Origin of the sequence: Streptococcus mitis subsp. hohhotensis (assembly GCF_000722775.1) — a bacterium.
GTDB classification, from domain to species: Bacteria; Bacillota; Bacilli; order Lactobacillales; family Streptococcaceae; genus Streptococcus; species Streptococcus carlssonii.
In genome coordinates, this window is the sequence record NZ_JPFZ01000011.1 from 35,553 (window position 1) to 62,185 (window position 26,633).

Below are 26,633 nucleotides of genomic sequence, written 5' to 3' on the forward strand. Positions count from 1 at the left end.
ATATTTCTATTCCCAGTATCTTCTACTTACAGAATATGATAGATAGTAAGCATCCATATAAGAAACTTTCTGACCTTCAATTGGGGCATGAACAACTTTTCCACCTCCAACGTAGATACCTACATGTTGATTTGAACCTTGGTCGGTATTGTACAATATTAAATCTCCAGGAAGTTGTGAGCCACTATATATAAATTTCCCTCCTGTAGCTTGTTCTTCAGTTGTCCTACCAATATAAATATCAAAGCTGGCATGGATTGCTTGAGTGAATCCAGAACAATCAGCACCGATATTCTTATCTAAAGTAGCTTTTCCATATTTATAAGGTAATGTACCTACAAAGGTTTCTGCATATTCAGCAATTGCTTGCCCCTTATTTTCTACGCAAACACCGTTAGATCTGAAGAAATAAGGTTTCCCATTAACTCTATTGTAATCAGTTAGTATGGAACCATCATTTGAAAGATAATACCAATTACCATCTGGGTTAATCCACTCATTTGATTTCATCCAACCTTGATCATCAAAATAATACCATTTCTCATCTAACAATTCCCAATGTTTAGCATACCCACCTGAAGTATATTTGAACCACCAGCGACCATCTGTTTTCATCCAAGTCCCTTTTGAATCTCTATTTTGATTAAATGCTATTTTTTCTTGATCGCCTTCTACTTGCGTTAATTCTCTAGGAGAAAATCCTACCAACTTAACTTTTTCTGCATCTTCAACCTTAATTTTACCTTCTTTAACAAGTTGATCAATTGCTTCTTTCTCGCTTGTATACTGTGAAGTTGTTTGTGATGTAGTCACTTTAGTGGTAGACGTTGTAGTTTCTGCATTAACTACATAAGTAGTTGATAACAAAGCTCCTGAAGTAAGTAATAACGCTGCATAAGTAATATATTTTTTCATGACAAAAATCCTTTCTTCAAAATTCCTTAACGCTCTAGTGACCTTATTTTGATAATTTACGGAGACATGATTTTAACCTCCTTTCGAGTTATATTAATCTTTTTATAATTAATATATTATTTTATCTATTTCTAACTCTATTTTACTCCCCTATAAAATGAATGTCAACAAATAACATAAAAACATTGTGAAAAAAATATTTTATCGTTCTATAGCTACTCACTCGCTTCTTTGATACTAAATTAAGTCATTTCTCCAACATTATTTTATATAACTACTAAAACTCCTCATGCCCCACCAAATGATGCTGGAAGGCATAGACTGCAGCCTGGGTACGATCGCTGACTTCAAGTTTGGCAAGAATGTTGGACACGTGGGTCTTGACCGTCTTGAGAGAGATAAAAAGTTCGTCGGCGATGCGCTGATTTTCATAGCCCTTGGCGATGAGTTGGAGCACATCTCGCTCACGCGCAGTCAGGTCCTCATGTAGTTCTATGTGATTGCGATGGTATTCGACCTTCTTGCTGACCTCTTGTTCAATAGCCAACTCGCCAGCAGCCACCTTACGGACGGCATGGAGCAGTTCGTCTGCACTAGAAGTCTTGAGCATATAGCCTTTGGCACCAGCATTCAAAACCGGCATGATTTTTTCATTGTCCAAGTAAGAAGTCACAATCAAAATCTTGGCTTCAGGCCATTCTTTGAGGATGGCCAAAGTCGCGTCAATTCCATTCATTTCAGGCATGACGATATCCATGACAATAACATCTGGACGCAATTTCAAGGCTAAGTCAATACCTTGAGACCCATTTGCAGCCTCACCCACAACTTCTACATCATCTTGGAGGTCAAAGTAGCTTTTCAAGCCCAATCGGACCATTTCATGGTCATCTACTAGTAAAATTTTCATCTTTACTCCTTTATCATTCCTTATCTAGGAGGGGAATACGGATATCAACTGCCAGCCCTTGCTTGGGAGCTGTCAATAACTGAACCGTCCCTGCCATATCTTCAACCCGCTCCTTGATATTGCGTAGTCCATAACTCAAGTCATCTAAACTCCCTAACTGAAAACCAATTCCATTGTCCACCACCTTCAGTTGCAATTCAACATCCGTCTGATAGAGGTAGACATCCAGACAAGATGCCTGGGCATGGCGGAGGGTATTGCTGATTAACTCTTGCAGGATACGGAAGATATGCTCCTCGATTTTCTTGGGCAATTTCGTCACATTTTGCTTGAAACTAACCTTGAGATCACTCTTGTCCTCAAGCTCTTTTAGGAGAATTTGGATTCCTTCAACCAGACTCTTCTGCTCCAGCTCAACCGGTCGCAAATGCAAGAGCAAGACCCGCAAATCCTTCTGGGCTGTTTCTAAAATAGCTGTGACACTCTGCAACTGGGTCTGCATCTTTTCTCTATCCAATTTCAAAGCCTGCTGGCTGACACCTGACAAAATCATGTGGGCCGCAAACAACTCCTGACTGACTGTATCGTGCAAATCCCGAGCAATCCGCTTCCGTTCTTTCTCGATGATTTCCTCTTCCTGAGCAAGACTGTGATTTTCAGCTTTTTGAAGAGCTTCTGTCAAAAGATTAAGTTTACCTGACAAGGACTTGAAACTGGCATCCAAATCTGGATCTGCAACCTGAACCACTTCTTGTCCTGCTAATAAACGCTTGAGATTAGCCTGCATTTTTCTTAGAGAAAGCTCTTCAACACCTCTCCAAAATAAGGCTAAGAGACAGGTCATGGACATGCTGAACACCAACAACAAAAAGACAAATTTTTCTGTTTTTTCGACATCGTGCAGGAAAATAGACCAGCCAAAGTCAAGCATTTCCAACAAGCTGTGGGAGAAAAATAAGACAAACAGGAAAGAGGTAATGGCAATGATTACATAAGCTTGTTTTTTCATCCTCTAACCACCTCAACATCGCCAATCATAGTGGTCAAGAAAATCTTGACACTCTTGTTACTCTTGAGATAATCTTTCGTTTCCTGATGATAGTGTTCATTGCGGAGGGCTCGCTTGGGCTGGTTGAAAAAAGTCAAATCACCATAGAGACAGTTAACGCTGAGACTGACTTCCACATCTACAGGTACAATGATTTTGGTCGTTCCTACCATCTTTCTGAGAATAATGACATTGTCATGATTGGTTAGGATGACCCTCTCCAGATGAATAGTGTCCTTGCCCATGAGACGAAAGAGATTGATATCATCAAACTGGCAAGTTTGGTAGCTTGAAAAATGATGGAGATTTCCAAACCAACGATTTTTCTCCTTCTTAACCGTTACCACCTCTTCAAACACCAAATTTGTCTGCTCTTTTTCCTGGTTCATCATTGGATAAAGAAGAAAGAGGCTATAGATAACCGCAACAAAAATAGCTAGAATCACAAAAGGATTGAGCATGACGATGAAAAAGAAGAGAATGGTTGCCACCACTAAAAGAAGATTATTGCCCTCTTTACCAGTGTAATAGCGAATCAAAAGCAAAAAGAGGAATAAAATCAGCAGAAAACGCGAAAAATGCTCTGATACCATCAAAATCAGAGCTCCTGTCAAAAGACAGGCTTCGATAAATAAAAAGATTTTAAATTTTCTCATACACATATCCTCTACCTTCTATTTTATCACAATTCAAAAAAGTCACCTCGGTCTGAAGATGGAAAAAAGGCGGTGGTTACGCCTTTTTCATCTGATCTTTTGCTTCTTTTAATTTTCCATAAAGAATGTAATCTACGCTTTGCAAACCTGCTATGGTGACACAATTAAGGGCACACATGATCAAGCGTATATCTGCTTTCCAGCCTTGGACAATATCAATCACTTCTTCGACTGAATAGGTTTCAATCAATTCCAGAATTGTTCGAGACAGTCCTACAGCCTTAGCCCCAAAGACCAAGCACTTAATCATATCCAGCGGATTGCGAACACCTCCACTAACCAAGAGTTGGACCTTGTCTTTCCAGTCTTGAGCATTGAGAAGAGCTTGCATGGTGGACTGACCCCATTGATTGAGATAATCACGTTGGCCACTGCGGCGGTTTTCGATATAAGCAAAACTGGTGCCACCACGGCCTGACAGGTCAAAGGTTCGAACACCCAGTTCATAGGCTCTTTCAATGGTCTTGGCATCCATTCCAAAGCCCACTTCCTTTAAAACGATTGGAACAGGGATTTGTTTACTATAGTCTGCTAGATTCGATTGCCAGCTTCTGAACTTCCTTTCTCCCTCAGGCATGAGTAATTCCTGCATAACATTGACATGCACCTGCAAGAGAACAGGATTCATCTCTTCTACAGTCTGAAGTCCTAACTCGACAGACTTGTCCAATCCAATATTGGTTCCAAGAAGGAGATTTGGATGGCTAGACTTGACAGAAAATGAGGCATCTGTAGGATCCTTTAGGGCTGCGCTATAAGAACCCGTTACAAATAAAATACCACAGGCTTCCGCCACTTGAGCCAGCTTTTGATTGATTTCTCTTCCCTTATCGCTTCCACCCGTCATGGCATTGATATAGAAAGGAAAGTCCCACTTTCGACCAGCAAATTCTGTCGACAGATCGATTTCATCCAGGTCGTAAAGAGGCAGGGAAGAATGAATCAACTCCACCTCATCAAAGCTATTATAGGAACTTTTCTGCTCAAGGGCATAGCGGATATGCTCATCCTTACGATTTGTCGTCATGTCCTATCCTTTCTTGGTATAAGAGCTCAATCCCCAGATCGGCCCAGCGATTTTTTAATGTTTCAGTTGATTGCACATCAAAACTCAAGGCAATCCCACAGTCACCGCCACCAGCGCCACTACTCTTAGCAACAGCCTGCAAATCTTGACTGGCTTCTTTCAACTGTCTAAGCGAAGTCGTGTAAATATCCGCGCTCAAGCCTTCTAAGATCTTGCTGGCTACTTCTACTTGCTCGATCATTTTTTCTGCTTCCCCCTGCTCCAAGGCTTCTACCAAAGCAGCTACCGTTTCTTTTGAGGAACTTAAAAAATTCTGATTGATATTTTGTTTGATTTGCTGGACCATGTGACTCGATACAGCCACTTCCTTGGTCCATCCCACTAGGAAATCACATTCTAAAGTTGGTTTCACTTGTAAAATTGAAAAGCCCCAATCACGCTCTAAAACAGTCTCCAACTTTTCTTCTTCCAACCAAGCAGCTACCTTCTGACGATCAAACGACCGGTAAAGAACCAATTCCTCTGTCACAATACAGGCAAGGTCTCCCATAGAACCATTGTCTCCGCGCTTGAGCAAGACAGCACTAGCCAGTTTGAACAAGAGATTCTGATCAACTGAAACATCATACAGAGCCAGTAAAGCCTTGACAGTCAAGACAACGACGCTACCGCTAGAACCAAGACCAAACTTTTTCCCTTCTCGTTCCATTTTTCCACGAATTTCTAGAGAAAAAGGTTGCAAGGTCTGCCCACGATAAACGAGGAAATCTTCCACTAAAGCAATTGTTTCTTGAATCAAGCTGTAGTCAGGATTTGGTGTCAAGTCCACTACGAAATCAAACATATCTGAGTAGATACGGTAACTATCAGAAAAAGCAATCTCGCCCTTCATATAGATGGGAATGGCCTTTATCAAGGCCAACTGTCCTGGCTCTAAAATAGCATACTCACCTGCCCAATAAAGTTTTCCGCAAGTTTTAACAGCAATCATCTTGACTCAAATCCTTTGTTTTTGACACAATCAAGCGATAACGTTGACCGAAGATTTCAGATAAATGCTCCAAGTCTTTCTCTTGACAGAGGACTTTGACATTGGGACCAGCATCCATGGTAAAGTAGCAGGCTTCCCCTTGTCTACGAAGCTGGCGGACAAAGTCCATGGCTTCATAGCTTGCATCCGTCAGATAAGAAAAGGCTGGTGATGCTGTTTTGGTCGTAGCGTGCATAGCCAGGGCATTTTTTTCAGTCAATTCCCCAACCTTGGTAAAGTCATTTTCCTTGAGATAAACCAGCATATCCTGATAATCCTTCTCAGACTGACTCACCCAGTCATCAAAGGTCGTCGAGGTTTCCACACAAAGTTTCATCCCGTCACGGCTAGAGATTGGTTTTTTCTTATCCTCTAGCACCAACATAATCATAGCTAGTTTCAAGTCTGTCTCTACAGGGTAAATTTCTCCGCTATCCTTGTCCCAAGCACCTAGTGGTCCATAAAAACTCCGAGAGGAAGAGCCTGAGGCAAACTTAGCCTCCTGTGCCAACTGGCTCCGAGTCAATCCAAGCTTGAAATAAGCATTACAAGCCTTGACCAAGGCAGACAAACCACTAGAACTTGATGACAAGCCCGCTGCCGTAGGCATATTATTTTGAGTATCAATTCGAACAAAGCCCTCACCAGCTGGACGGTAACGATCAATAATCTTGCTCATCTTGACATGCTCCGCCTCACTCTGTAGCTGACCATTGATGTAAAAAACATCAGCAGTCGCATCCGTCGGTAGAGGCGACAGGGCCGTCTCTGTGTACATGTTTTCCAAAGTCAGAGAGATGCTGCTAGTAGCAGGCACCATCTCTTTTTCTTTTTCTTTCCCCAATATTTGATAATAGCAATATTTGCGTAAGAACGTACTGTTACAGGCTCTCTATCCATGTCTGAACAGCTCCTTTCTCTTCTAATCTTTCTGCTAGTTCTTGAGCTTGAGTCAAATTGGTTGCCAAGGCTATGATACAGCCTCCTAGCCCACCACCGCTCATCTTGGCACCCAGAGCACCATGGCTAAGAGCCGTTTCAACTAGAGAATCCGCCTCAGGGCTACTAACACCAATTTCTTTTAGATGTAAATGCGCTTGACTAAGGATTTGTCCCAGTCCTTCAGCATCTTTTCGTGAAATCGCTTCTTCTGCTTGCTGGGTCAATTCTCCCAGGGCATGCAAAAACGGCAGGGCATCCTTGCCCTTGTTTTGAACCACTTGAATGGCTTCACGAGTGTGACCATAGACGCCCGTATCTGCAATGACCAAATAGGCAGATAGATTCATCTCAAGCTCTGTAAATCCTACGTTCTTAATAAAGCGAATAGGCTGGTCACTGAGACAGGTCTTGGCATCCAAACCACTTGGATTCATATGAGCAATCATCTCCGCCCGATTGACCAAGATTTCTAGTACATCATGAGGCAGTTCTGCCTGATAGTAGTCAAATACCGCACGAATAGCCGCTATGCTGATAGCAGCCGACGAACCCATTCCCCGTTTTTCAGGGATAGCCGAGTCAATCTCACAGCGAATGCAAGCCTCTTTGATATCTAAATACTCCAGCGAAGCATACACCGCCATGGACAAGGTATCCTCCTCATAGAGACGCCAAGGACTCGCTGCAGGAATCACCTTACAAGTCACCTCCACCTCTAAAAGAGGCAAGGAAATAGCAGGATAGCCGTAAACGACCGCATGCTCCCCTATTAAAATAATCTTACTATGTGCCTGACCGACACCAACTTTTTTTGTCATTTTTCCCTTTTGCTAGACGAAAAAGCCGTCCCATTTTTCATACAAGTATTTATTCTTTCCTATCTATTTTATTATATTTTCACAAAAAAAGCGATTGTTTCCTTCACAATCGCCTCTTTCATTATTGAACCCATTCGCCATCATCGTTGACGTAGTAGCCATCTACAGTGGTATTCACTGCTAAAGCACCTGAGCTATAAGCGTAGTACCATTTACTACCGACCTGGAACCAACCAGTTGTCATAGCTCCTGATGAACGAAGATAATACCACTTGTTACCAAGGTATTGCCAACCTGTTTGCATGATGCCAGTTGTTGGATCTAAATAGTACCAAGTTGAGTTATCATTGGTCCAGCCACGCACTAGCTCCCCAACCGTTAAACTGTCGATACGAGCATCGAAATTACCATCCTTCTGTAAATAATACCAGTGTCCCTCGTCATAAATCCAACCAGTTTTTAAAGTGTGATAGCTACGCTGATCTTCAAAATAATAGACTCGTTTCTCTGCTGGACTATTATATTGTTCCCCATGATGCTTGTTGACATTTGTAGCTGTTTTTGCTTCTAAAACTTGCTTACCAACAAATTCTTGTAGTACCCCATCTTGACCAAAGTAAAACCAATCTGGTCTAAAAGCAATATCTTGCCTTATAGAAGAACCAATCGTAACCCCTTCGTGTGGTGCAGGTATATATTGCCAGCCGACAACCATCTCTCCAGATAAAGGATCAAAATAATAGTACTTACCATCAATCACTCGCCAGTAGGTTTCTTTGAGTTCCCCCTTCTTGTAGTAGGTTCTACCATTTTCTTGGACAAATTGCCAGCCTTCTGAATCAGCACCATCCGCCAATACTGCACTTGTTGCTAGCAAACCGAAGAAAAAGACTGCTAATGCGATTTGCATCAATTTTTTTACTATTTTCATTAGAACTATCCTCCTGCAAGAATTATAGTAAAAATTAAATTGTATGTCAATATGACGGTTTTAAAATCATATAATAATGAACTAGCATTTGATTCACTAGTAAAATCTCCTAGCAGGCTTCCCTGCTAGGAGATTTTCTTATGAGAGATACTTGTCTAAGCTTTGAAAATCAAACTTATCATCTGATGTTTATCAAACAATCTACCAATTAAGCTTCTTCGTCTTCTTTACGACGACGGCCTGCAAGACCAAGACCAAGTAATGCACTTGCGGCAGCTGCTACCATAGCTACAGTAGAATCTGCTGTACCTGTATTTGGCAATTCTTTAGCTGCTTTACGCGCATTTACTTGTGCTGATGCTGTTTGACCAGCATTAGCTGCTGCTTGAGCAGTAGCTGGAGTTACATGATCAGTTGATGGAGAAACTTTCGCCATGAAGTCTTCGATACGTTTAACCATTGCATCCACTTCTGCTTGACTTGCGTCTGCATTGGCAAATACTTTCTTAGCATCTGCTAATAAGTCATTCGCTTCTTTTGCAGTTTCTGCATCAAGCTTAGCTGATTCTTTAATGATCAATTCATCTAATTGATGGATAGCACCTTCTAACTTAGCTTTATTCACTTTTTCATCAGTGTTATTAGCTGCGTTATTGTCAGAAGTTCCTTTACCGTTACCACTGTTATTGCCTCCACCATTTGATGGTACATATGGACGTTGTTTAAAGATATCTTCAGCTGACTTAGTTAAGTCTGCTGCTGGAATCACTGCTGTGTTTCCTGCTGGTGTTGTCACTGTAGCGTTTCCTTTATCGTCTACTACTACAGTCGCACCTGGATTTACAGCTTTAACTTTGTCTTTGATGGCTTTCTTCTCAGCATCTGTAAGTTTATCTGGGTTCGCTACCACAGTCTTATCTGCTGGTTTAACTACATCGTTACCTGCATTTGGCTTAGCTGCATCTTCTGATGACTTAGTTAAGTCTGCTGCTGGAATCACTGCTGTATTTCCTGCTGGTGTTGTCACTGTAGTGTTTCCTTTATCGTCTACTACTACAGTCGCACCTGGATTCACTGCTTTAACTTTGTCTTCGATGGCTTTCTTCTCAGCACCTGTAAGTTTATCTGGGTTCACTACCACAGTCTTATCTGCTGGTTTAACTACATCGTTACCTGCATTTGGCTTAGCTGCGTCTTCTGATGACTTAGTTAAGTCTGCTGCTGGAATCACTGCTGTGTTTCCTGCTGGCGTTGTCACTGTAACGTTTCCTTTATCGTCTACTACTACAGTCGCACCTGGATTTACAGCTTTAACTTTGTCTTCGATGGCTTTCTTCTCAGCATCTGTAAGTTTATCTGGGTTCGCTACCACAGTCTTATCTGCTGGTTTAACCACATCGTTACCTGCATTTGGCTTAGCTGCATCTTCAGCTGACTTAGTTAAGTCTGCTGCTGGAATCACTGCTGTGTTTCCTGCTGGCGTTGTCACTGTAACGTTTCCTTTATCGTCTACTACTACAGTCGCACCTGGATTTACAGCTTTAACTTTGTCTTCGATGGCTTTCTTCTCAGCATCTGTAAGTTTATCTGGGTTCGCTACCACAGTCTTATCTGCTGGTTTAACCACATCGTTACCTGCATTATCTGATGATTTCTTAACTGTATCAGCTGATGGAATAACGGCTGTTGTACCATCTGGGTAAGTGACTGTTGTTGTACCATCTTGGCCAACTTTAACATCTGTTACTGTTGGGTTTGATTTCTTAACTTCATCTGCTACCTTAGCTTTGTCTGCTTCAGTCAAGTTGCTTGGATCTACAACTGGTGTTACCGCTGGATCCTTAACTGCATTATCTGATGATTTCTTAACTGCCTTATCTGCTGGGATAACTGCTGTTGTGCCATCTGGGTAAGTGACAGTTGTCGTACCATCTTGGCCAACTTTAACATCTGTTACTGTTGGGTTTGATTTCTTAACTTCGTCTGCTACCTTAGCTTTTTCTGCTTCAGTCAAGTTGCTTGGATCTACAACTGGTGTTACCGCTGGATCCTTAACTGCGTTATCTGATGATTTCTTAACTGTATCACCTGATGGAATAACGGCTGTGCTACCATCTGGGAAGGTTACAGTTGTCGTACCATCTTGGCCAACTTTAACATCTGTTACTGTTGGGTTTGATTTCTTAACTTCGTCTGCTACCTTAGCTTTTTCTGCTTCAGTCAAGTTACTTGGATCTACAACTGGTGTTACCGCTGGTTTAGCTGGAGCTGTGGTATCCTTAGTTGCGGTTGCTGGAACACTTGGTTCTGATACATTACCGGCTGGATCTGTTGCTTTCGCTGTTACGTCTCCTGCTGGAAGCTCTCTCGTTGGTGTGATTGTAGCTTTTCCGTTTTCGTCTGCTACGCCTTCACCAAGCTTGTGACCATCTTTATCAAATAGCTCAACTTTAGATCCTGGTTCTGCACTTACTTCAACTGGTGTCTTAGTTCCTGCTTTATCTGTTAGATCTGTCTTAACTTCTGGTTTAGCTGGAGCTGTGGTATCCTTAGTTGCGGTTGCTGGAACACTTGGTTCTGACACATTTCCTGCTGGATCTGTTGCTTTCGCTGTTACGTCTCCTGCTGGAAGCTCTCTCGTTGGTGTGATTGTAGCTTTTCCGTTTTCGTCTGCTACGCCTTCACCAAGCTTGTGACCATCTTTATCAAATAGCTCAACTTTAGATCCTGGTTCTGCACTTACTTCAACTGGTGTCTTAGTTCCTGCTTTATCTGTTAGATCTGTGTTGATTTCTGGTTTAGCTGGAGCTGTTGTATCTGCTGTTGCTTTTTCTGGTGTGCTTGGCTCTGACACATTGCCTGCTGGATCTGTTGCTTTCGCTGTTACGTCTCCTGCTGGAAGCTCTTTCGTTGGTGTGATTGTAGCTTTTCCGTTTTCGTCTGCTACGCCTTCACCAAGCTTGTTGCCGTCTTTATCGAACAACTCAACCTTAGATCCTGGTTCTGCACTTACTTCAACTGGTGTCTTAGTTCCTGCTTTATCTGTTAGATCTGTCTTAACTTCTGGTTTAGCTGGAGCTGTGGTATCCTTAGTTGCGGTTGCTGGAACACTTGGTTCTGACACATTTCCTGCTGGATCTGTTGCTTTCGCTGTTACGTCTCCTGCTGGAAGCTCTCTCGTTGGTGTGATTGTAGCTTTTCCGTTTTCGTCTGCTACGCCTTCACCAAGCTTGTTGCCGTCTTTATCGAACAACTCAACCTTAGATCCTGGTTCTGCTGTCACTTCAACTGGTGTCTTAGTTCCGGCTTTATCTGTTAGATCTGTTTTGATTTCTGGTTTAGCTGGTGCTGTTGTATCTGCTGTTGCTTTTTCTGGTGTGCTTGGCTCTGACACATTGCCTGCTGGATCTGTTGCTTTCGCTGTTACATTACCGGCTGGAATATCTTTAGTTGGGGTAATAGTAGCTTTACCATTTTCATCAGCTGTACCTTCACCAATCTTGTTACCGTCTTTGTCGAACAACTCAACCTTAGATCCTGGTTCTGCTGTCACTTCAACTGGTGTCTTAGTTCCGGCTTTATCTGTTAGATCTGTTTCTACAACTGGTTTAGCTGGAGCTTCTGTATCTTTGGTTACAAATTCTGACAATGGTTTTTTATCTGTAGAACCATCTGTGTATGTTACTACAAGATTTCCTTTATTATCTTTTGTTACTGATTTAATCTTAGCATCTTTATCTGTAACTGGAGCATCTTTTGAGATATTTGCATCGTCGTTATCTTTCTTGTGCTCAAGTTGTAGTTTTTCTTTGATTTTAGCTAATTCTGCTTCTGTAACGTTAGCTGGATCTGCTACGGCAACTTTTTCTGTTGGAGCTTTGATATCGTACTTATCTGTTTGAGATTTAACAACAAATTGAACGTATCCTGGTTTTTGTTGACGTACTGCATCGTCAGTCGAAGCATTGTAGTCTGCACCTGTCATTGATTTGATGTTTTCATTATCTTTAGCTTCAATGAAACTTGTCCATTGGTTTGGAGCTTTAAGATTTGTAACACCTGTCATCTTAATAGTTGCTGTTCTTTTATCTTTAGATACTGTTCCTTCTCCGTTTGTAACAGCACCATTATCAATCTTACCTACTGTAAATCCATACTGTGTAGCGTTATCATTTGTAACACCACCTGGTCCACGTAAGTACAAGTCTTTAACTGTCGTTTCATCTTTACCTGTGAATGTTAGGTCAGTATTCTCACCAGTGTAAACATAGATTTGACGTTTGTCAGCATTTGAGTATGGAACTTCTACTGTTGGTGCTACTCCAACAAACTCTGATAATGGTCTTGTGTCTTTTGAACCGTCTGTGTATGTTACTACAAGATTTCCTTTAGCATCTTTTTCTATTGAAGCAATTTTAGAATTTTGATCTGCAACATCAGCATCTTTTGAGATATTCGCATCGTCATTAGACTTATTGTACTCAAGTTTTAATTTTGCTTTGATTGTATCGAACTCTTCATCTGTTACGTTAGCTGGATCTGCTACAGCTACTTTTTCAGTTGGTGCCTTAATATCGTACTTGTCTGTTTGAGATTTAACGATGAAGTTAACATATCCTGGTTTTTGTTGACGTACTGCATCATCAGTTGTAGCATTGTAGTCTGCACCTGTCATAGATTTAGCATCATCACTATCTTTAGCTTCAATGAAACTTGTCCATTGGTTTGGAGCTTTAAGAGTAGTTACACCAGTCATCTTGATCGTTGCTGTTCTTTTATCTTTAGATACTGTTCCTTCTCCGTTTGTAACAGCACCGTTATCAATCTTACCTACTGTAAATCCGTAGTCTGCAGCATTAACTCCTGTAACACCACCTGGTCCACGTAAGTATAAGTCTTTAACTGTCGTTTCATCTTTACCTGTGAATGTTAAATCTGTGTTTTCTCCTGTGTAAACATAGATTTGACGTTTGGCAGCATTTGAGTATGGAACTTCAACTGTTGGAGCTACTACTGCAGTTTCTTTAGTTACAAATTCTGACAATGGTTTCTTATCTTGAGAACCATCTTTATAAGTAACTACTAAATCATTTCCTACCTTCTCGATAGTTTTTATTTTAGCATCCTTATCCTCAACATTTTTACCTTGGTCTTTTGCTAAGTTTGCATCATTATTAGTTTTAGAAAACTCAATTTTAAGTTTTTCTTTAACTTTAGCAAATTCTGCATCTGTTACTGCAGATGGATTAGCTACTACTACTTTTTCAGTTTCTGCTGGTATTGTAATATCATATTTTTGAGTTTGTGGCTTAAGCATGACGCGGAATGAACCTGGATCAGTTGCATTTGAAGAACCTACTGCTCTATTTTCGATAGATGCTCCATCAGCATCAGTTGCAGTAGCATAACGCCATCCTAAAGCCATACCTTGTGGGTTCTCTCCTTTAGTTGCTGCATCTAAGGTTTCTTGTTTCAAACCATCTGTTGCTGCTGGAGTACCTCTATAAGTAATCACCGCTGGATTTGTATCTGTTGCTGGTGTCTCAGCAGTAATTTTATTCGCTGTATATCCATATTGAGCGTTAATTTTATTTTCTTCACCTGCAACTGGTTTAAATGGTTGGTTTCCTCCACCGTTTACAGTAGCACTTGCAATTTTTCCACTATCATCTTTGAATTTGATATCGAATGAATTTTCTTCTCCACCATATACATAAACTTCTTTAGTAGCTTTATTTGAGTATGGAATTTCTACTGTTGGAGCTACTGCTGAAACTGCTGGAGCTGTTTTATTGACCAGATATGCTGCTGCAATCTTATCTGTTGATCCATCAGGATAAGTGATCGTAAGGTTTCCTTTTTCATCGACACTATATTGTGAATCTGCTGGAAGACTTGGATTAGCAGCTTTAACAGCGGCGATGACCTTGCTCTTGTCATCTCCACTAAGATTGTTAGAATCCGCAACATCTACTTTTTTACCTGCAACTGGTTCATATTTCTTAGCTGTCTCAAGAACATTTACTATAAGTGCTCTGTATATCGTTGTTGGTTTATCTCGATTCTTCGCATGAAAAACAACCTCAGTTGTTCCTGCTGGCTGGTCCATTGCAACAGTACCACTATACTTAGCATCACGTTGTCTAATCGTAGCTCCATTTGAAGATCCTAGGTACCCCCCTGATGGCACTACACCTTTAATAGCTGTCGGATTTTTCTCAACCGAAAATTTCTCTAAAGCTGTAGCTTGAGCTACAACATCAATATCAATGTTATCGCCAGGATATACTGTAATCTCTGACTTACTTACCAATAGTCTAGTGTCATTGTTACCAGTCACACCACCATCCTTAACAGTTACTGGTGATGCTGTAACCGTAATCGGTGCACTCTTAGCTGACTCTTTACCACCTGCTGGTGTTGAAGTAGCTGTAATCTCTCCTGCTGGAAGACTGTTTGTAGGGTGAACAGTTGCTACACCTTGGGCATTAGCTACAGCTTCACCGATTACGACACCATCTGTGTTGTAAAGCTTAACAGTTGAACCTGCTGGTGCTTTAACTGTCACATCAGCTGGAGTACTTGCTTTGCCTGCCAAATCATTGACAATTTCTGGACCTCTAGTCTCTGCCTCTGCTGCTGGTTTGTTAGTCGCTGCACCTGCCGCTGGTTTGTTAGTCGCTGCACCTGCCGCTGGCGTGCTTGGTTTTGGTGCTTCTGGTTTTGGAGTAACTGGCTTAGCTGGTGCTACTGCTTCTTTTTCAACAATTACTTTTACAGGAACTTCTTTTGTAGATGTATCCGGGTAAGTTACAACTACTGTTGCTGGTTTTTCACCTGGAGTTTTTGTATCAACTGTATCCTTGTACTTAACTGTTGTTCCTTGTGGAAGAGTGTCAAAGTTTCCAATTGATTTTGTCGCATCTGGTTTTGCTCCAACTTTTACAGTTTGATCTTTCGCTGTAGGTGTGGAAATATCAGACTGCCACATTTTCACAGGGTTAGTTGCAATGTTGGCGAAACCTGCATTAGCGCCTGCAGTAGCACTACGCATCATACCAAACACAACCTTCATATCTTTTAACTGTTCGTTAGTTGTTGTTTCAGGAACTGCAGTTCTAAAACTCCATACATAGCCATCATACCCTGAACCACCCGTAGTCGAACGATCCACAATCAAACGTTTGTCATTCAAGGCAGCACCGTATACTAACTCTTTAGTTCTCGGAGAAGAATCAGACGACGCACTCTTGAAATATCTGTCCTCCTGACCGGCAAGTTTTTCGATGGAACGGCCATAGAGAGTACTTTCCCAACCAGATGCCAGAGCAAAGGTATCTTTTTTGTCTAATGGTAATCCAGCAGCTGTAGCTGGTGCTGGATTTTCAAACGTTACAGAATTACTCAACGCTGAACCATCAGGTTTTATACGTTGAACTTTTCCATTTATAAATTTAGGGTTGATTGGAGAGTTATATTTTGCACGTGTAATGCTAGTTGGCATATTAACTTCTGCAGGAATTTGGATGAAATTTCGATATACATCTCCTCCATCTGTATTATACACATTAGCTAGATTTTCTGCATGATCATTATAAAAGACAAGCCAATCTAATGAAGTAATCTTCCCACTAGCGTCTTTATTATATTTAACTTTATAATTTGTAACTCTAGAAACTACATTAACAGCATCATCTGTAGACGTGTATCTATTAACATCATTAAGGATATAGGCATCACTATGACCATTTGCGGCTGCATTTGTACCTTCTGAATAGGCAACTTCCGCTCTAAAAGCATTATTTTTATCTAATCCTTTACCGTTACGTGGGTCGTTAGAGCCTGTGTTTTCGATTGAGTTAGATTCTGATTTTTTCTCAGTATTTTCTGCTGTTTTACCTACAGTTTCTTTTCCGTTAGTAGTGTCTACTGCTGGAGTTTCTTTTTTCGCTACAGGTTTATTTTTTAATTTAGTGTTAGCTGTAGTTACAAGTTTATTGTAAGCTTTTGTGATTTCATCTTGAGTTGTTGCGTTTGCTAATGTAGCTTTTGCAGCTTCTAAGTCAGCTTTTAATACCGCAACACTCTCTTCTGTTTTGTTATCATACGTTCCGTTAGCTAATTTTGCTTCGATTTCTGCAATGTAGTTTTCAAGTTTAGTTTTATCTAAAGCTTTAACTTCTTTTGCAGTTTCTCCATCAAGTTTTGCTGCTACAGCTGGTGTTGTAGTAACTTCTGGCTTGATTTCTGCTACAGCAGCAGGTGCCTCATAAGTCTTGCCATCTCCGTTCGGTGTAGGGTTAACATCCCCAGTAGTCGAGTTGTTTGGTACAGTAGTTTCTGCTGTGTTTGCGTGAACCACTTGAGTAGCTAAGCTAGCTCCGACCGCAAAAACAAGAGAACAACCGAATAGGAAGTGCTTTCCTTTTTTGATCATTCTCCAGTTCTTTTGCTCTGCATTTTTACGATTAAAATACACTACATTTTCTCCTTTTGATTCCTAAAAATAGCATGTAATACACATACACTCAACATTATAATTTATATAAGCAGATTTGTCAATTATATTAATTATTTTTTATTTTTTCCAGTATTTTCAGAATATTTCAGGATTTCAATCATTCATCATATTATAATGTTGCACTAAAAATAAAATCCCCATTTTCTTCAAAACTATGATAAATGCCATTTTTTGAATACTTATGAAGAATATATTAATTTTACCTACAGCTAACTCATCCCTTTTGAGTGTCAAAAAGTAGAAAACTATGAAAGTAAAGCTTATCAGATACCAATACTCTTCGAAAATCTCTTCAAACCACGTCAGCTTTCATCTGCATCTTCAAAACTAGTGTTTTGAGCAACCTGCAGCTAGCTTCCTAGTTTGCTCTTTCATTTTCATTGAGTATAAACTATGGTCAATAAGAAATCATTCTCTCTGACCATCTCTTTGAAGCATTACAAGCCGTCTAGGGACCTGCATTTTTGCCTCTTCAAAAAAAGCCCCATACTATCTGGAGTTCAGGAATTCCCACTACAGATAGTATAGAGCTCAAGCAGCAGTTACAAAAACTGCAACTGCTTTTCTATTCTTGCATGGTGTAACCAACACCACGCACGGTTTTAATGTAGCTTTTTTGACCTTTTACATCAAGCTTGCTACGTAGATAACGGATATAGACATCCACGATATTGGTTTCGGTCGCACTTTCATACTTCCAGACACTTTCCAACAACTGCTCACGAGTCAGAACTTTCTTGCTTCCCATCAGAGTAGCCAAAAGGTCATACTCACGACGAGTCAGAGCAATCATCTCCTCGCCACGATAAACGGTATGATGTTCTACATCCATACGCAGATTGCGGTAAGACGTTGGAACCTTCATCTGACTACAGTGTTGGTCTATAAAGTCCCGACCTCGGAAAATCGCTGAAATACGAGCTACCAGATTCTCAATAATAACTGGCTTATAGATGTAAGAAACGGCAAAGCGTTGGATTGTCTCAATCTGATCTTGCAATTCTTCGCGATGGTCCAAGACCATTATCACTGAAGCTGGCTTAGTCCGACTCAGCTTCTCTGCAAAATCCTGTGCTGTCATATCCCCCAGACGAGCATTCAATAAAATCAAGTCATAGTCTGTCTGAAGAGCCGTGGAGAGGGCTTTTTGCCCCTCCTCAACCTGATCAACTCGGTATTGCTCTTTTTGGAGTTCCAAACTTAAAAAATGAGCTAGATTTCGTTCTTTCTCAAGTAATAAAATCCGTTTCCCCATGGCAGACCTACTTATTTTTCGTCATACCAAGAGTAGTGGAATGTTCCTTCTTTGTCTTTACGTTGGTAAGTGTGGGCACCAAAGTAGTCACGTTGCGCTTGGATCAAGTTAGCTGGAAGGTCAGCTGAACGGTAGCTATCAAAATAAGTAATAGCTGCTGAGAATGTTGGTACTGGTACACCAGCTTGAACAGCAAGAGCTACGATATCACGCACTGCTTGTTGGTACTTAGCAGTAACATCCAAGAAGTACTCATCCAAAAGAAGGTTCGCAAGGTCTGCATCACGATTGTAAGCATCTGTAATCTTTTGCAAGAAACGAGAACGGATGATACAGCCATCACGCCAGATAGATGCGATGTCTGCAAATGGCAAGTTCCAGTTGTTTTCTTTAGAAGCTACACGCAATTGAGCAAAACCTTGTGCGTATGAAATGATTTTTGAGAAGTAAAGGGCTTGACGGATCTTTTCAATCAACTCAGCCTTGTCTCCTTCAAATTTGAAGGCAGCTGGTTTTGGAAGAACCTTGCTAGCATGCACACGTTCTTCTTTGTAAGTTGAAATGTAACGAGCAAATACTGACTCAGTGATGAGTGACAATGGCACACCAAGGTCAAGTGATGATTGACTAGTCCATTTACCAGTTCCCTTGTTACCTGCAGCATCAAGGATGTAGTCTACGATTGGTCCATCTTGACCTTCGTCGTCTTTACGGCTCAAGATATCAGCTGTGATTTCGATCAAGTAGCTGTCTAATTCGCCCTTGTTCCACTCAGTAAAGATTTCAGCCATGTCTTCTGCAGAAAGGCCAAGCAAGTGTTGCATCAAGTCATAGCTCTCTGCGATTAATTGCATATCCCCATACTCGATACCGTTGTGAACCATTTTTACATAGTGACCAGCTCCATCAGGACCGATGTAAGTCACACATGGTTTACCATCTTCTGGTGCTTTAGCTGAGATTTCTTCGAGAACATCCGCAACCAATTCATAGGCTTCTTTTTGTCCACCAGGCATGATAGAAGGACCTTCAAGAGCTCCTTTTTCACCACCAGAAACCCCAGTACCGATAAAGTTGATACCTGAGTTTGCCAATTCTTCATTACGACGGATTGTATCTTTGTAGAAAGTGTTTCCTCCGTCGATCAAGATATCACCCTTGTCAAGGTGTGGAAGAAGGGCTTGGATAGTAGCATCTGTACCAGGTCCAGCTTGAACCATGAGCATGATACGACGAGGTTTTTCGATTGAGTTTACAAAACTTTCAACGTCATAGCTTGGTACAAAGTTCTTTTCAGGATGGCAAGCAATTACATCTTCAGTTTTTTCTTTACTACGGTTGTAGATAGCAACTGTGTAACCACGAGATTCAATATTAAGGGCAAGGTTACGACCCATTACAGCCATACCTACGACACCAAAGTTAGCTTTTGTCATTTGACACTCCTCTTGTTTAATTTGTTTTATTTTATCATTTTTACTTTTGAAAAGAAAGAATTTTGTAACGGCTACTTAGAAGTCCAAGTCATCCGCATGTCCAGAACCATTTCCAACAAAGTATCCTGTCTTACAGTTAAGGGTAAAGAGATAGGTTCCATCTGGCTTATAGAGGTTGTAATAACCATTGCCATTAACGATATTGACACGTTCAAGGATGTATTGGTTACCAGTGATATAACCACGTGAACGTGAAGTCGCTAAAATTTGTTCCAAGACACCATCTGCGAAATCCCAGGCAGAGTTGTTACTATCATCAATAGCAGATTGATTGTAGGCAACACGACTAGCACTTCTTTGAACAGCAACCCCTGCACTCGAGAGACCCATATTGACTTCACTTCGACTACTTCTAGTCTCATTTGAACTACTTGGTTTTGTCTCACTAGTCGTATTTGAACTTGCTTGACTAGAGTTTGAACTGCTAGTTTGACTTGAACTTGAGCTAGAAGCGCTTGTTTGCTGACTCTTACCAAGGCTGATAGCCTTATCTAGCACTTTATCAATCTCAGTATTTCCAGTTTTAATATCCGTAAATTTAGCATCCGATTTAGCTTTAGCGTTAGTGTCCAAAACACCATCAACAATAGCTGGTTTTTCAAATTGTGCATTGACATCTTGAATGGCCTTGATTTGCGTTGCTAGACTATCATATTTAGATTTAGCAAGTGCATGTTCGCGACTACCTTCCAGCTTATCAAGCAAAGTCTTCAGTTGACTCAGTTTATCAAACTGGCTATTTTTCAAAGCCGTTTTATTACTATCTGTATAAAAGGCATCGTATTGGCTATTGAAATCTTCTAAAATCGGCTGAATATTCTGCTCACTGGACGCTGATTGAGAAGTTTGGATTTCCTGTGTTGAGCGATTCACTTGACGGTAAACATAATAAGCAGTTCCAAGGATAAGAACCGCTAGCGCTGCTAGGATCCCGTAAATCAACCATTTCTTCTTACTTTCTCCATCTTCACTATCCGTAACTCGAGAAAGTATTGGAACCTCTTCTCCTTCAAACAATTGTACTTCTTCAGTCTCAAACTCTTCGACAGGGGGAACTTCTGAATCGCGTATGAATTCTAAATCATCGAACTGATTCAAGTCATCTTCTGCTACTGAGGACTCAACTTCTGTCTCCTCACGAATCTCTTGAAGTAAGTCATCAAGAGTAGAGGTAACAGCTTCTTCTTTTTCGACTAACTCCTCTTTTTTGTATTGACGAGTCGCAAACTTATCTGCTTCGATTTCATCTTTGTGTTGCTTAACATACTTGTCCAAAATGGAATCTTCAGGCAAGACCCCTGCTTCCACTTCTTCATTTTTACGAATAGCTTGACCAACTGTTAGCTCTTTTGCTTCATCAAAATCAAATCGCGGTTCTTGGCCTTCTTTTTTATGACGATTCCGTCTTTTCTTACTCATGAGTATCCCTTTCTATTTTACCTCTTGGCGTTTAACACGCTGACCAAAATATTGATACAGATCCACTTTCAAGGTTCCGTTGTATAACTTACGTTTCTTATCCGCCTGACTACCGTACTTGGTCTCAAAGGCTTCATCACTAGTTAGGATAAACTTACTCCACGTTTTCAGCGGTGCAAATACTTGCCCCATCTCAGCATAGAGCTTGGTAACTCCTGCATCATCTGATAAACGTTCTCCATAAGGCGGATTGGAGATAATCACGCCATTGATTTTATCAGAACGTAAATCCTGCACGCGCATCTGCTTAAAAGTAATGTCTCCTGCAACACCAGCTGCCTGGGCATTGGCCTTAGCAATTTCCACCATACGTGCATCAATATCACAGCCCATGATATCCAGTTCCAGCTCACGGTCTACTTTTTTAGCCGCTTCTGTACGCACTTCCTGAATCAAGCGATCGCTAATCCAGTTCCATTCTTCAAAAGCAAAAGAGCGACGAAGTCCTGGAGCCATCTTTCTAGCAATCATAACTGCCTCGATACAGAAAGTCCCCGAACCACAGGTCGGATCAATCAAAGGCTTATCTGGATACCAGTTAGAAAGTTGTAAAATAGCTGCCGCCATGTTTTCCTTGATAGGGGCTCCCCCTTTTTCGGTACGATAACCACGTTTAAAGAGGCTAGACCCGGTCGTATCAATCATGACAGTTGCCACATCTTTGAGAATAGAGACCTCAATCTTAAACTCTGGGCCATTCTCCATCAGAGGAACACCTTCTGGTCGAGCATAGTGTTTCTGCAATTTCTTGACAACAGCTTTCTTAGAAATAGCCTGTACACTTGGCTCGTTGTGAAGTTTAGATTTAACACATTTGGCCTTGGAAATCGGGAACCGAGCTCCGAGTGGTAAATAATTTTCCCAATCTAAAGCAAAAACTCCCTGAAACAGCTCTTCAAAAGTCTTAGCTGGGAAAGTTCCTACGATGATCTTGATACGATCTGCTGCCCGAAGCCAGAGGTTGGTTTCAATAATAGCTCTCACGTCTCCTTGAAAACGAACACGTCCATTTTCAACCTGACAATCGTAGCCCAGCTCTCGCACTTCTCGTCCCACAACAGCTTCAAGACCTGCTGCCACAGTTGCAATTAAATTAAATTCTTTTTTCATGTTACAGTCTTGCAAGACCTTTCTATATGTCCACTTTAAAAAATGAGGTTGAGAAAATTTCTCAGCCCCAACCTATATGCAATTTTCTATAAGCCATGTTTTGTTCCAGAAGTGACTAGGACCACTTCCTTCGATAATCATCTGTCTACCACTAACAGCTCTAGCTGATAGCAGTCAGAATACTACGTTCGTTTCCGCGTACTCCATGCCCCGACCAAAATTTGGGTTGCTAGCTTGAGGGGTTTACCGCGTTCCACTCTCTCCGTTTCCAGAAAGACTCCGTCACTGTGGCACTTTCAAGCCTACTCTGGCCTATCCAAGGACTTAGCCATTTCAACTGCCGTAACGATTTCTCGTCCCTAGGCTTATGGTTTCGCCTAGCACAAACACTACAGGCATCACAGCCTGTGCTAGCATGGACTTTCCTCATGAGAAGCAACTCTCCTCACGCGATTATCCAAAAATTGCACATCTCAAATAACTACTTAGAAATCTGAGTTATCTAAAATTTGTTTACCAAAAACTTCTTTTTCCAATCGATTTAGGCGTTTCAAAATATCAAAATTCGTCATAGAACTTGTAGTTGCCGCTTCAAGGGGCTCTGCTTGAACTGGTGAAGGTTTCGGTTTACGAGCCAGTTCTTCCTTCAAATCCGCAATTTCCTGACGAAGTGACTTGACCAAGGCAGCATACGTTTCATAGTCCTTAATAACATCGTCTAAAAACTCATCAACTTCTACTTTACTATAGCCACGGACTTCACGCCCAAACTCTTGTTCAAAAATATCTTTCGCTGAAAAAATAATACTTGCCATGTCTCTCTCCATTCTCGCTTGCTAGTATTATTATATAAAAAAAGCCAAACAAAAATCAAGGTCAAAGCTTCAATTTTCGGAAAAATTTTCAGCAAGTTCATTTAATTGATCAAATGTTAATCTCTTTATAAAATAGTCCTCTTGATTTTTCATCTTTTGGTAAAAATAAGCTAGTTTCGTTTCATTTTCTTCATCATAAAAAAGATAGGAACTGTTCGTGTTTTCTAGTAAAAACTGCTGGTAGTCTCTTAACTGCCCCTTGTGTTCATAGCGAGGATAGGCATATTTGACAAAGTCTACTTGCTTAAAACGACTCAGTTTCATCTGATTGCCTTCATTCCAATTTTCCCCATGGGTTTCAAAAGCAAAAATGGTGGCCAACTGGAAACCATATTCGGTCTTCATTTCCTGAGCAACCTCTAAAACCCAATATTCAAAGCCTAAAGTTCCTGTAAATACAAGCCAAGACACTCCATCTGCTGCCATAGCTTCTAAATCTTTACGTATCGCTTTTTTAATCAATTTCAGACGAGGATCCTTGTCTGAAAATAAACCCAAATCAAAAGCAGAATAGCCTAAAACCAAAGCTGTAGTCATTTTTAACCCTTTCTGTGCAAATTTATGATATAATAGAGTGATGTTATTGTACCAATAAGGAGAATTATGGTCAACTATCCTCATAAAATTTCATCACAAAAAAGACAATCATCTCTTTCTCAACCCAAAAATTTCGCAAATCGAGGAATGTCTTTTGAAAAGATGATCAATGCTACCAACGACTACTATTTGTCTCAGGGCTTGGCTGTTATACACAAGAAACCTACTCCTATTCAAATCGTACGTGTGGACTATCCACAACGAAGTCGTGCCAAGATTGTTGAAGCCTATTTTCGACAAGCTTCAACGACAGACTATTCTGGCGTTTATAAGGGATATTACATCGACTTTGAAGCCAAGGAAACAAAACAAAAACGTGCGATTCCGATGAAAAATTTCCATCCACATCAGATTCAGCATATGGAACAAGTCCTTGCCCAACAAGGAATCTGCTTTGTCCTTCTTCACTTTTCTTCTCAGCAAGAAACCTACTTATTGCCGGCATTCGATTTGATTCGCTTCTATCATCAAGATAAGGGACAAAAATCAATGCCACTTGGATATATTCGAGAATATGGATATGAAATCAAGGCTGGTGCCTTCCCTCAAATTCCCTATCTCAATGTTATCAAAGAACATTTATTAGGTGGTAAAACAAGATGAACAAACAAACTATCCTGCGAATAGCTAAGTATGTGAGTATCTGCTTCTTAACTTTATTTATCACAGCAGTTATGCTGGGAGGAGGCATATTTCTCTATTACGTCAGCAAAGCCCCAGCCCTATCTGAGAGCAAATTAGTCGCAACCACGTCTAGTAAGATTTTCGATAGTAAAAACGAACTGATTGCCGATCTGGGCTCTGAACGCCGAGTAAACGCTCAGACCAACGAAATTCCTACTGATTTAGTTAAGGCTATCGTATCGATTGAAGACCATCGTTTTTTCGATCATCGCGGTGTCGATACCATCCGAATTATAGGAGCTTTTTTACGTAACTTACAAAACAACTCCCTCCAGGGAGGATCAACCCTTACCCAGCAGTTGATTAAGTTGACCTATTTCTCAACATCAACTTCGGATCAAAACATCTCCCGAAAAGCACAAGAGGCTTGGCTAGCTATCCAATTGGAACAAAAGGCTACCAAACAGGAAATTCTTACCTACTACATCAATAAGGTCTATATGTCAAATGGTAATTATGGAATGCAGACAGCAGCCCAAAATTACTATGGAAAAGATCTAAAGGATCTATCTTTACCACAATTAGCTTTGTTAGCAGGTATGCCTCAGGCCCCCAACCAATATGATCCTTACTCTCATCCGGAAGCAGCACTAGACCGTCGTAATTTAGTTCTTTCAGAAATGAGAGGGCAAGATTACATTAGTGCTGAGCAATATGAAAAAGCCGTCAACACACCTATCACTGATGGTTTACAAAGTCTTAAATCGGCTGCTACTTATCCAGCATATATGGATAACTATCTAAAAGAGGTTATTGAACAAGTAGAGCACGAAACTGGATATAATCTTCTTACTACTGGGATGGAAGTCTACACAAATGTAGACAAGGGAATTCAACAACGACTTTGGGATATTTACAATACAGATGAGTATGTCTCTTATCCAGATAATGACCTTCAAGTAGCCTCAACTATCGTTGATACTTCCAATGGTAAAGTCATCGCTCAACTTGGAGCACGTCACCAAGCAAGTAACGTTTCATTTGGTACCAACCAAGCTGTGGAAACCAACCGTGACTGGGGATCAACCATGAAACCAATCACTGATTATGCCCCAGCCTTAGAATACGGTGTATATGATTCAACTGCAACTACTGTCCACGATATTCCTTATAACTATCCTGGTACAAGTACCCCTGTCTACAACTGGGATCGAGCATATTTTGGTAATATTACTCTGCAATATGCCCTTCAACAATCTCGTAACGTACCTGCCGTTGAAACACTAAACAAGGTTGGTTTAGACAGAGCTAAAAACTTCCTAAATGGTTTAGGAATCGACTATCCTGTAATACACTATTCAAATGCTATTTCAAGTAATACAACTGAATCTAGTAAACAATACGGAGCAAGCAGTGAAAAAATGGCTGCAGCCTACGCTGCATTCGCAAATGGCGGTATTTACCACAAACCAATGTACATCAATAAAATCGTCTTTAGTGACGGTAGTGAAAAAGAATTTTCTGACGCTGGTACAAGAGCTATGAAAGAGTCTACTGCCTACATGATGACAGAAATGATGAAAACAGTCTTGACATCTGGAACAGGTTACAACGCCTATCTGCCTGGAATTCCTCAAGCAGGGAAAACAGGGACTTCTAACTATACAGATGAAGAAATTGAAAATCATATCAAGTCGAATCAACTTGTAGCTCCGGATGAACTGTTTGTCGGTTATACTCGTAAGTATTCAATGGCCGTTTGGACAGGTTATAGCAACCGTCTCACTCCTATTCTAGGCGACGGTCTCACAGTTGCTGCTAGAGTCTATCGCGCTATGATGAGCTACCTTGCTCAAAATAACCATCCTGGAGATTGGACAATGCCTGAAGGACTATACCGAAGTGGCCAGTTCGTATTCCAAAATGGAGCCAGAAATACATTAAATACTCCTGACACACAGCAAACACAATCAGAAGTAGAGAGTCCCTCTACAACATCTGAAAGTTCAAGCACTCAAGTAACACCTACTCCTGGTCAACCAGCAAATAATCCTACACCAACGAATCCTAATCAGGGACAGCCTGGCCAACAAATCCAACAACAACCACAGGCCCCTCAATTTCAACAACCACAACAGTAAATACGAAAAATCCTGAGAGTTAGAAATTCTCAGGATTTTTTTACTACAAGATAGCTAATACTCAACGAAAATCAAAGAGCAAACTAGGAAACTAGCCGCAGGTTGCTCAAAACAGTGTTTTGAGGTTGCAGATGGAAGCTGATGTGGTTTGAAGAGATTTTCGAAGAGTATAAAAGAGTCGGCTACAAACCAACTCCC

At 40.9% G+C, this 26,633-nt stretch carries 17 protein-coding genes, 1 other RNA gene and 1 pseudogene; 2 read left to right on the forward strand and 17 right to left on the reverse strand.

Going from position 1 to position 26,633, the window contains the following annotated elements; translation table 11 throughout:
- Positions 1-6: 6 nt before the first annotated feature.
- The 17 genes and pseudogenes from SK608_RS08315 to SK608_RS08395 form a co-directional block, all read right to left on the reverse strand.
- A complete protein-coding gene (locus SK608_RS08315) occupies positions 7-915 on the reverse strand; it encodes a C40 family peptidase (RefSeq protein ID WP_033678152.1) in 909 nt (302 codons plus the stop codon).
- A 277-nt stretch (positions 916-1,192) separates the two neighbouring features.
- Complete coding sequence (locus SK608_RS08320) at positions 1,193-1,825, reverse strand: response regulator transcription factor (protein WP_033678156.1); 633 nt, start codon at positions 1,823-1,825, stop codon at positions 1,193-1,195.
- Positions 1,826-1,838: 13 nt separating this feature from the next.
- A complete protein-coding gene (locus SK608_RS08325) occupies positions 1,839-2,834 on the reverse strand; it encodes an envelope stress sensor histidine kinase LiaS (protein ID WP_033678159.1) in 996 nt (331 codons plus the stop codon).
- Positions 2,831-3,529 carry a cell wall-active antibiotics response protein LiaF gene (gene liaF, locus SK608_RS08330; RefSeq protein WP_001224649.1) on the reverse strand — a complete coding sequence of 233 codons (699 nt, stop codon included), beginning with the start codon at positions 3,527-3,529 and terminating at the stop codon, positions 2,831-2,833. The genes SK608_RS08325 and liaF overlap by 4 nt, the downstream gene beginning before the upstream one ends.
- Before the next feature lie 76 nt (positions 3,530-3,605).
- A complete protein-coding gene (gene fni, locus SK608_RS08335) occupies positions 3,606-4,616 on the reverse strand; it encodes a type 2 isopentenyl-diphosphate Delta-isomerase (RefSeq protein WP_033678161.1) in 1,011 nt (336 codons plus the stop codon).
- The gene (locus SK608_RS08340; protein ID WP_033678163.1) at positions 4,600-5,607 is read right to left on the reverse strand and encodes a phosphomevalonate kinase; all 1,008 of its coding nucleotides are present in this window, start codon (positions 5,605-5,607) and stop codon (positions 4,600-4,602) included. The genes fni and SK608_RS08340 overlap by 17 nt, the downstream gene beginning before the upstream one ends.
- A pseudogene (mvaD, locus tag SK608_RS08345) lies at positions 5,594-6,546 on the reverse strand (diphosphomevalonate decarboxylase). Before mvaD ends, SK608_RS08340 begins: the two are co-directional and overlap by 14 nt.
- Positions 6,528-7,406 (reverse strand): mevalonate kinase, encoded by an 879-nt coding sequence (gene mvk / locus SK608_RS08350; RefSeq protein WP_033678165.1) that lies wholly within the window; start codon positions 7,404-7,406, stop codon positions 6,528-6,530. Before mvk ends, mvaD begins: the two are co-directional and overlap by 19 nt.
- Positions 7,407-7,527: 121 nt before the next feature.
- Positions 7,528-8,337 carry a PspC-like choline-binding domain-containing protein gene (locus tag SK608_RS08355; RefSeq protein WP_033678167.1) on the reverse strand — a complete coding sequence of 270 codons (810 nt, stop codon included), beginning with the start codon at positions 8,335-8,337 and terminating at the stop codon, positions 7,528-7,530.
- A gap of 208 nt (positions 8,338-8,545) precedes the next feature.
- Positions 8,546-16,816 (reverse strand): MiiA motif-containing surface protein, encoded by an 8,271-nt coding sequence (locus tag SK608_RS08360; protein WP_033678169.1) that lies wholly within the window; start codon positions 16,814-16,816, stop codon positions 8,546-8,548.
- Between the two features lie 607 nt (positions 16,817-17,423).
- Positions 17,424-18,113 (reverse strand): response regulator transcription factor, encoded by a 690-nt coding sequence (locus SK608_RS08365; RefSeq protein WP_000518034.1) that lies wholly within the window; start codon positions 18,111-18,113, stop codon positions 17,424-17,426.
- An 11-nt stretch (positions 18,114-18,124) separates the two neighbouring features.
- Complete coding sequence (gene gndA, locus SK608_RS08370) at positions 18,125-19,549, reverse strand: NADP-dependent phosphogluconate dehydrogenase (protein ID WP_000158778.1); 1,425 nt, start codon at positions 19,547-19,549, stop codon at positions 18,125-18,127.
- A 75-nt stretch (positions 19,550-19,624) separates the two neighbouring features.
- Complete coding sequence (mapZ, locus tag SK608_RS08375; protein ID WP_033678171.1) at positions 19,625-21,028, reverse strand: cell division site-positioning protein MapZ; 1,404 nt, start codon at positions 21,026-21,028, stop codon at positions 19,625-19,627.
- A 12-nt stretch (positions 21,029-21,040) separates the two neighbouring features.
- Positions 21,041-22,198 (reverse strand): THUMP domain-containing class I SAM-dependent RNA methyltransferase, encoded by a 1,158-nt coding sequence (locus SK608_RS08380; protein WP_033678173.1) that lies wholly within the window; start codon positions 22,196-22,198, stop codon positions 21,041-21,043.
- 84 nt (positions 22,199-22,282) lie between these two features.
- Positions 22,283-22,663, reverse strand: an RNA gene (gene rnpB / locus SK608_RS10865) — RNase P RNA component class B.
- Between the two features lie 20 nt (positions 22,664-22,683).
- Positions 22,684-23,013: a cell division regulator GpsB gene (gene gpsB / locus SK608_RS08390; protein ID WP_023945225.1), complete on the reverse strand. Its 330-nt coding sequence runs from the start codon at positions 23,011-23,013 to the stop codon at positions 22,684-22,686.
- 69 nt (positions 23,014-23,082) lie between these two features.
- The gene (locus SK608_RS08395) at positions 23,083-23,610 is read right to left on the reverse strand and encodes an SLOG family protein (RefSeq protein ID WP_033678177.1); all 528 of its coding nucleotides are present in this window, start codon (positions 23,608-23,610) and stop codon (positions 23,083-23,085) included.
- Between the two features lie 66 nt (positions 23,611-23,676).
- Here SK608_RS08395 and recU point away from each other — a divergent pair, with 66 nt between their 5' ends.
- Positions 23,677-24,273: a Holliday junction resolvase RecU gene (gene recU, locus SK608_RS08400; protein ID WP_033678179.1), complete on the forward strand. Its 597-nt coding sequence runs from the start codon at positions 23,677-23,679 to the stop codon at positions 24,271-24,273.
- Positions 24,270-26,435, forward strand: coding sequence for a penicillin-binding protein PBP1A (pbp1a, locus tag SK608_RS08405; RefSeq protein WP_033678181.1), 2,166 nt, complete (start codon positions 24,270-24,272; stop codon positions 26,433-26,435). Before recU ends, pbp1a begins: the two co-directional genes overlap by 4 nt.
- The last annotated feature ends 198 nt before the right edge of the window (positions 26,436-26,633 follow it).

Excerpts from the sequence above, each read along its gene's own strand:
- SK608_RS08315 (WP_033678152.1), bottom strand. The coding sequence starts at position 915 with ATGAAAAAATATATTACTTATGCAGCGTTATTACTTACTTCAGGAGCT.
- SK608_RS08320 (WP_033678156.1), bottom strand. The coding sequence starts at position 1,825 with ATGAAAATTTTACTAGTAGATGACCATGAAATGGTCCGATTGGGCTTG.
- SK608_RS08325 (WP_033678159.1), bottom strand. The coding sequence starts at position 2,834 with ATGAAAAAACAAGCTTATGTAATCATTGCCATTACCTCTTTCCTGTTT.
- liaF (WP_001224649.1), bottom strand. The coding sequence starts at position 3,529 with ATGAGAAAATTTAAAATCTTTTTATTTATCGAAGCCTGTCTTTTGACA.
- fni (WP_033678161.1), bottom strand. The coding sequence starts at position 4,616 with ATGACGACAAATCGTAAGGATGAGCATATCCGCTATGCCCTTGAGCAG.
- SK608_RS08340 (WP_033678163.1), bottom strand. The coding sequence starts at position 5,607 with ATGATTGCTGTTAAAACTTGCGGAAAACTTTATTGGGCAGGTGAGTAT.
- mvk (WP_033678165.1), bottom strand. The coding sequence starts at position 7,406 with ATGACAAAAAAAGTTGGTGTCGGTCAGGCACATAGTAAGATTATTTTA.
- SK608_RS08355 (WP_033678167.1), bottom strand. The coding sequence starts at position 8,337 with ATGAAAATAGTAAAAAAATTGATGCAAATCGCATTAGCAGTCTTTTTC.
- SK608_RS08365 (WP_000518034.1), bottom strand. The coding sequence starts at position 18,113 with ATGGGGAAACGGATTTTATTACTTGAGAAAGAACGAAATCTAGCTCAT.
- gndA (WP_000158778.1), bottom strand. The coding sequence starts at position 19,549 with ATGACAAAAGCTAACTTTGGTGTCGTAGGTATGGCTGTAATGGGTCGT.
- mapZ (WP_033678171.1), bottom strand. The coding sequence starts at position 21,028 with ATGAGTAAGAAAAGACGGAATCGTCATAAAAAAGAAGGCCAAGAACCG.
- SK608_RS08380 (WP_033678173.1), bottom strand. The coding sequence starts at position 22,198 with ATGAAAAAAGAATTTAATTTAATTGCAACTGTGGCAGCAGGTCTTGAA.
- gpsB (WP_023945225.1), bottom strand. The coding sequence starts at position 23,013 with ATGGCAAGTATTATTTTTTCAGCGAAAGATATTTTTGAACAAGAGTTT.
- SK608_RS08395 (WP_033678177.1), bottom strand. The coding sequence starts at position 23,610 with ATGACTACAGCTTTGGTTTTAGGCTATTCTGCTTTTGATTTGGGTTTA.
- recU (WP_033678179.1), top strand. The coding sequence starts at position 23,677 with ATGGTCAACTATCCTCATAAAATTTCATCACAAAAAAGACAATCATCT.
- pbp1a (WP_033678181.1), top strand. The coding sequence starts at position 24,270 with ATGAACAAACAAACTATCCTGCGAATAGCTAAGTATGTGAGTATCTGC.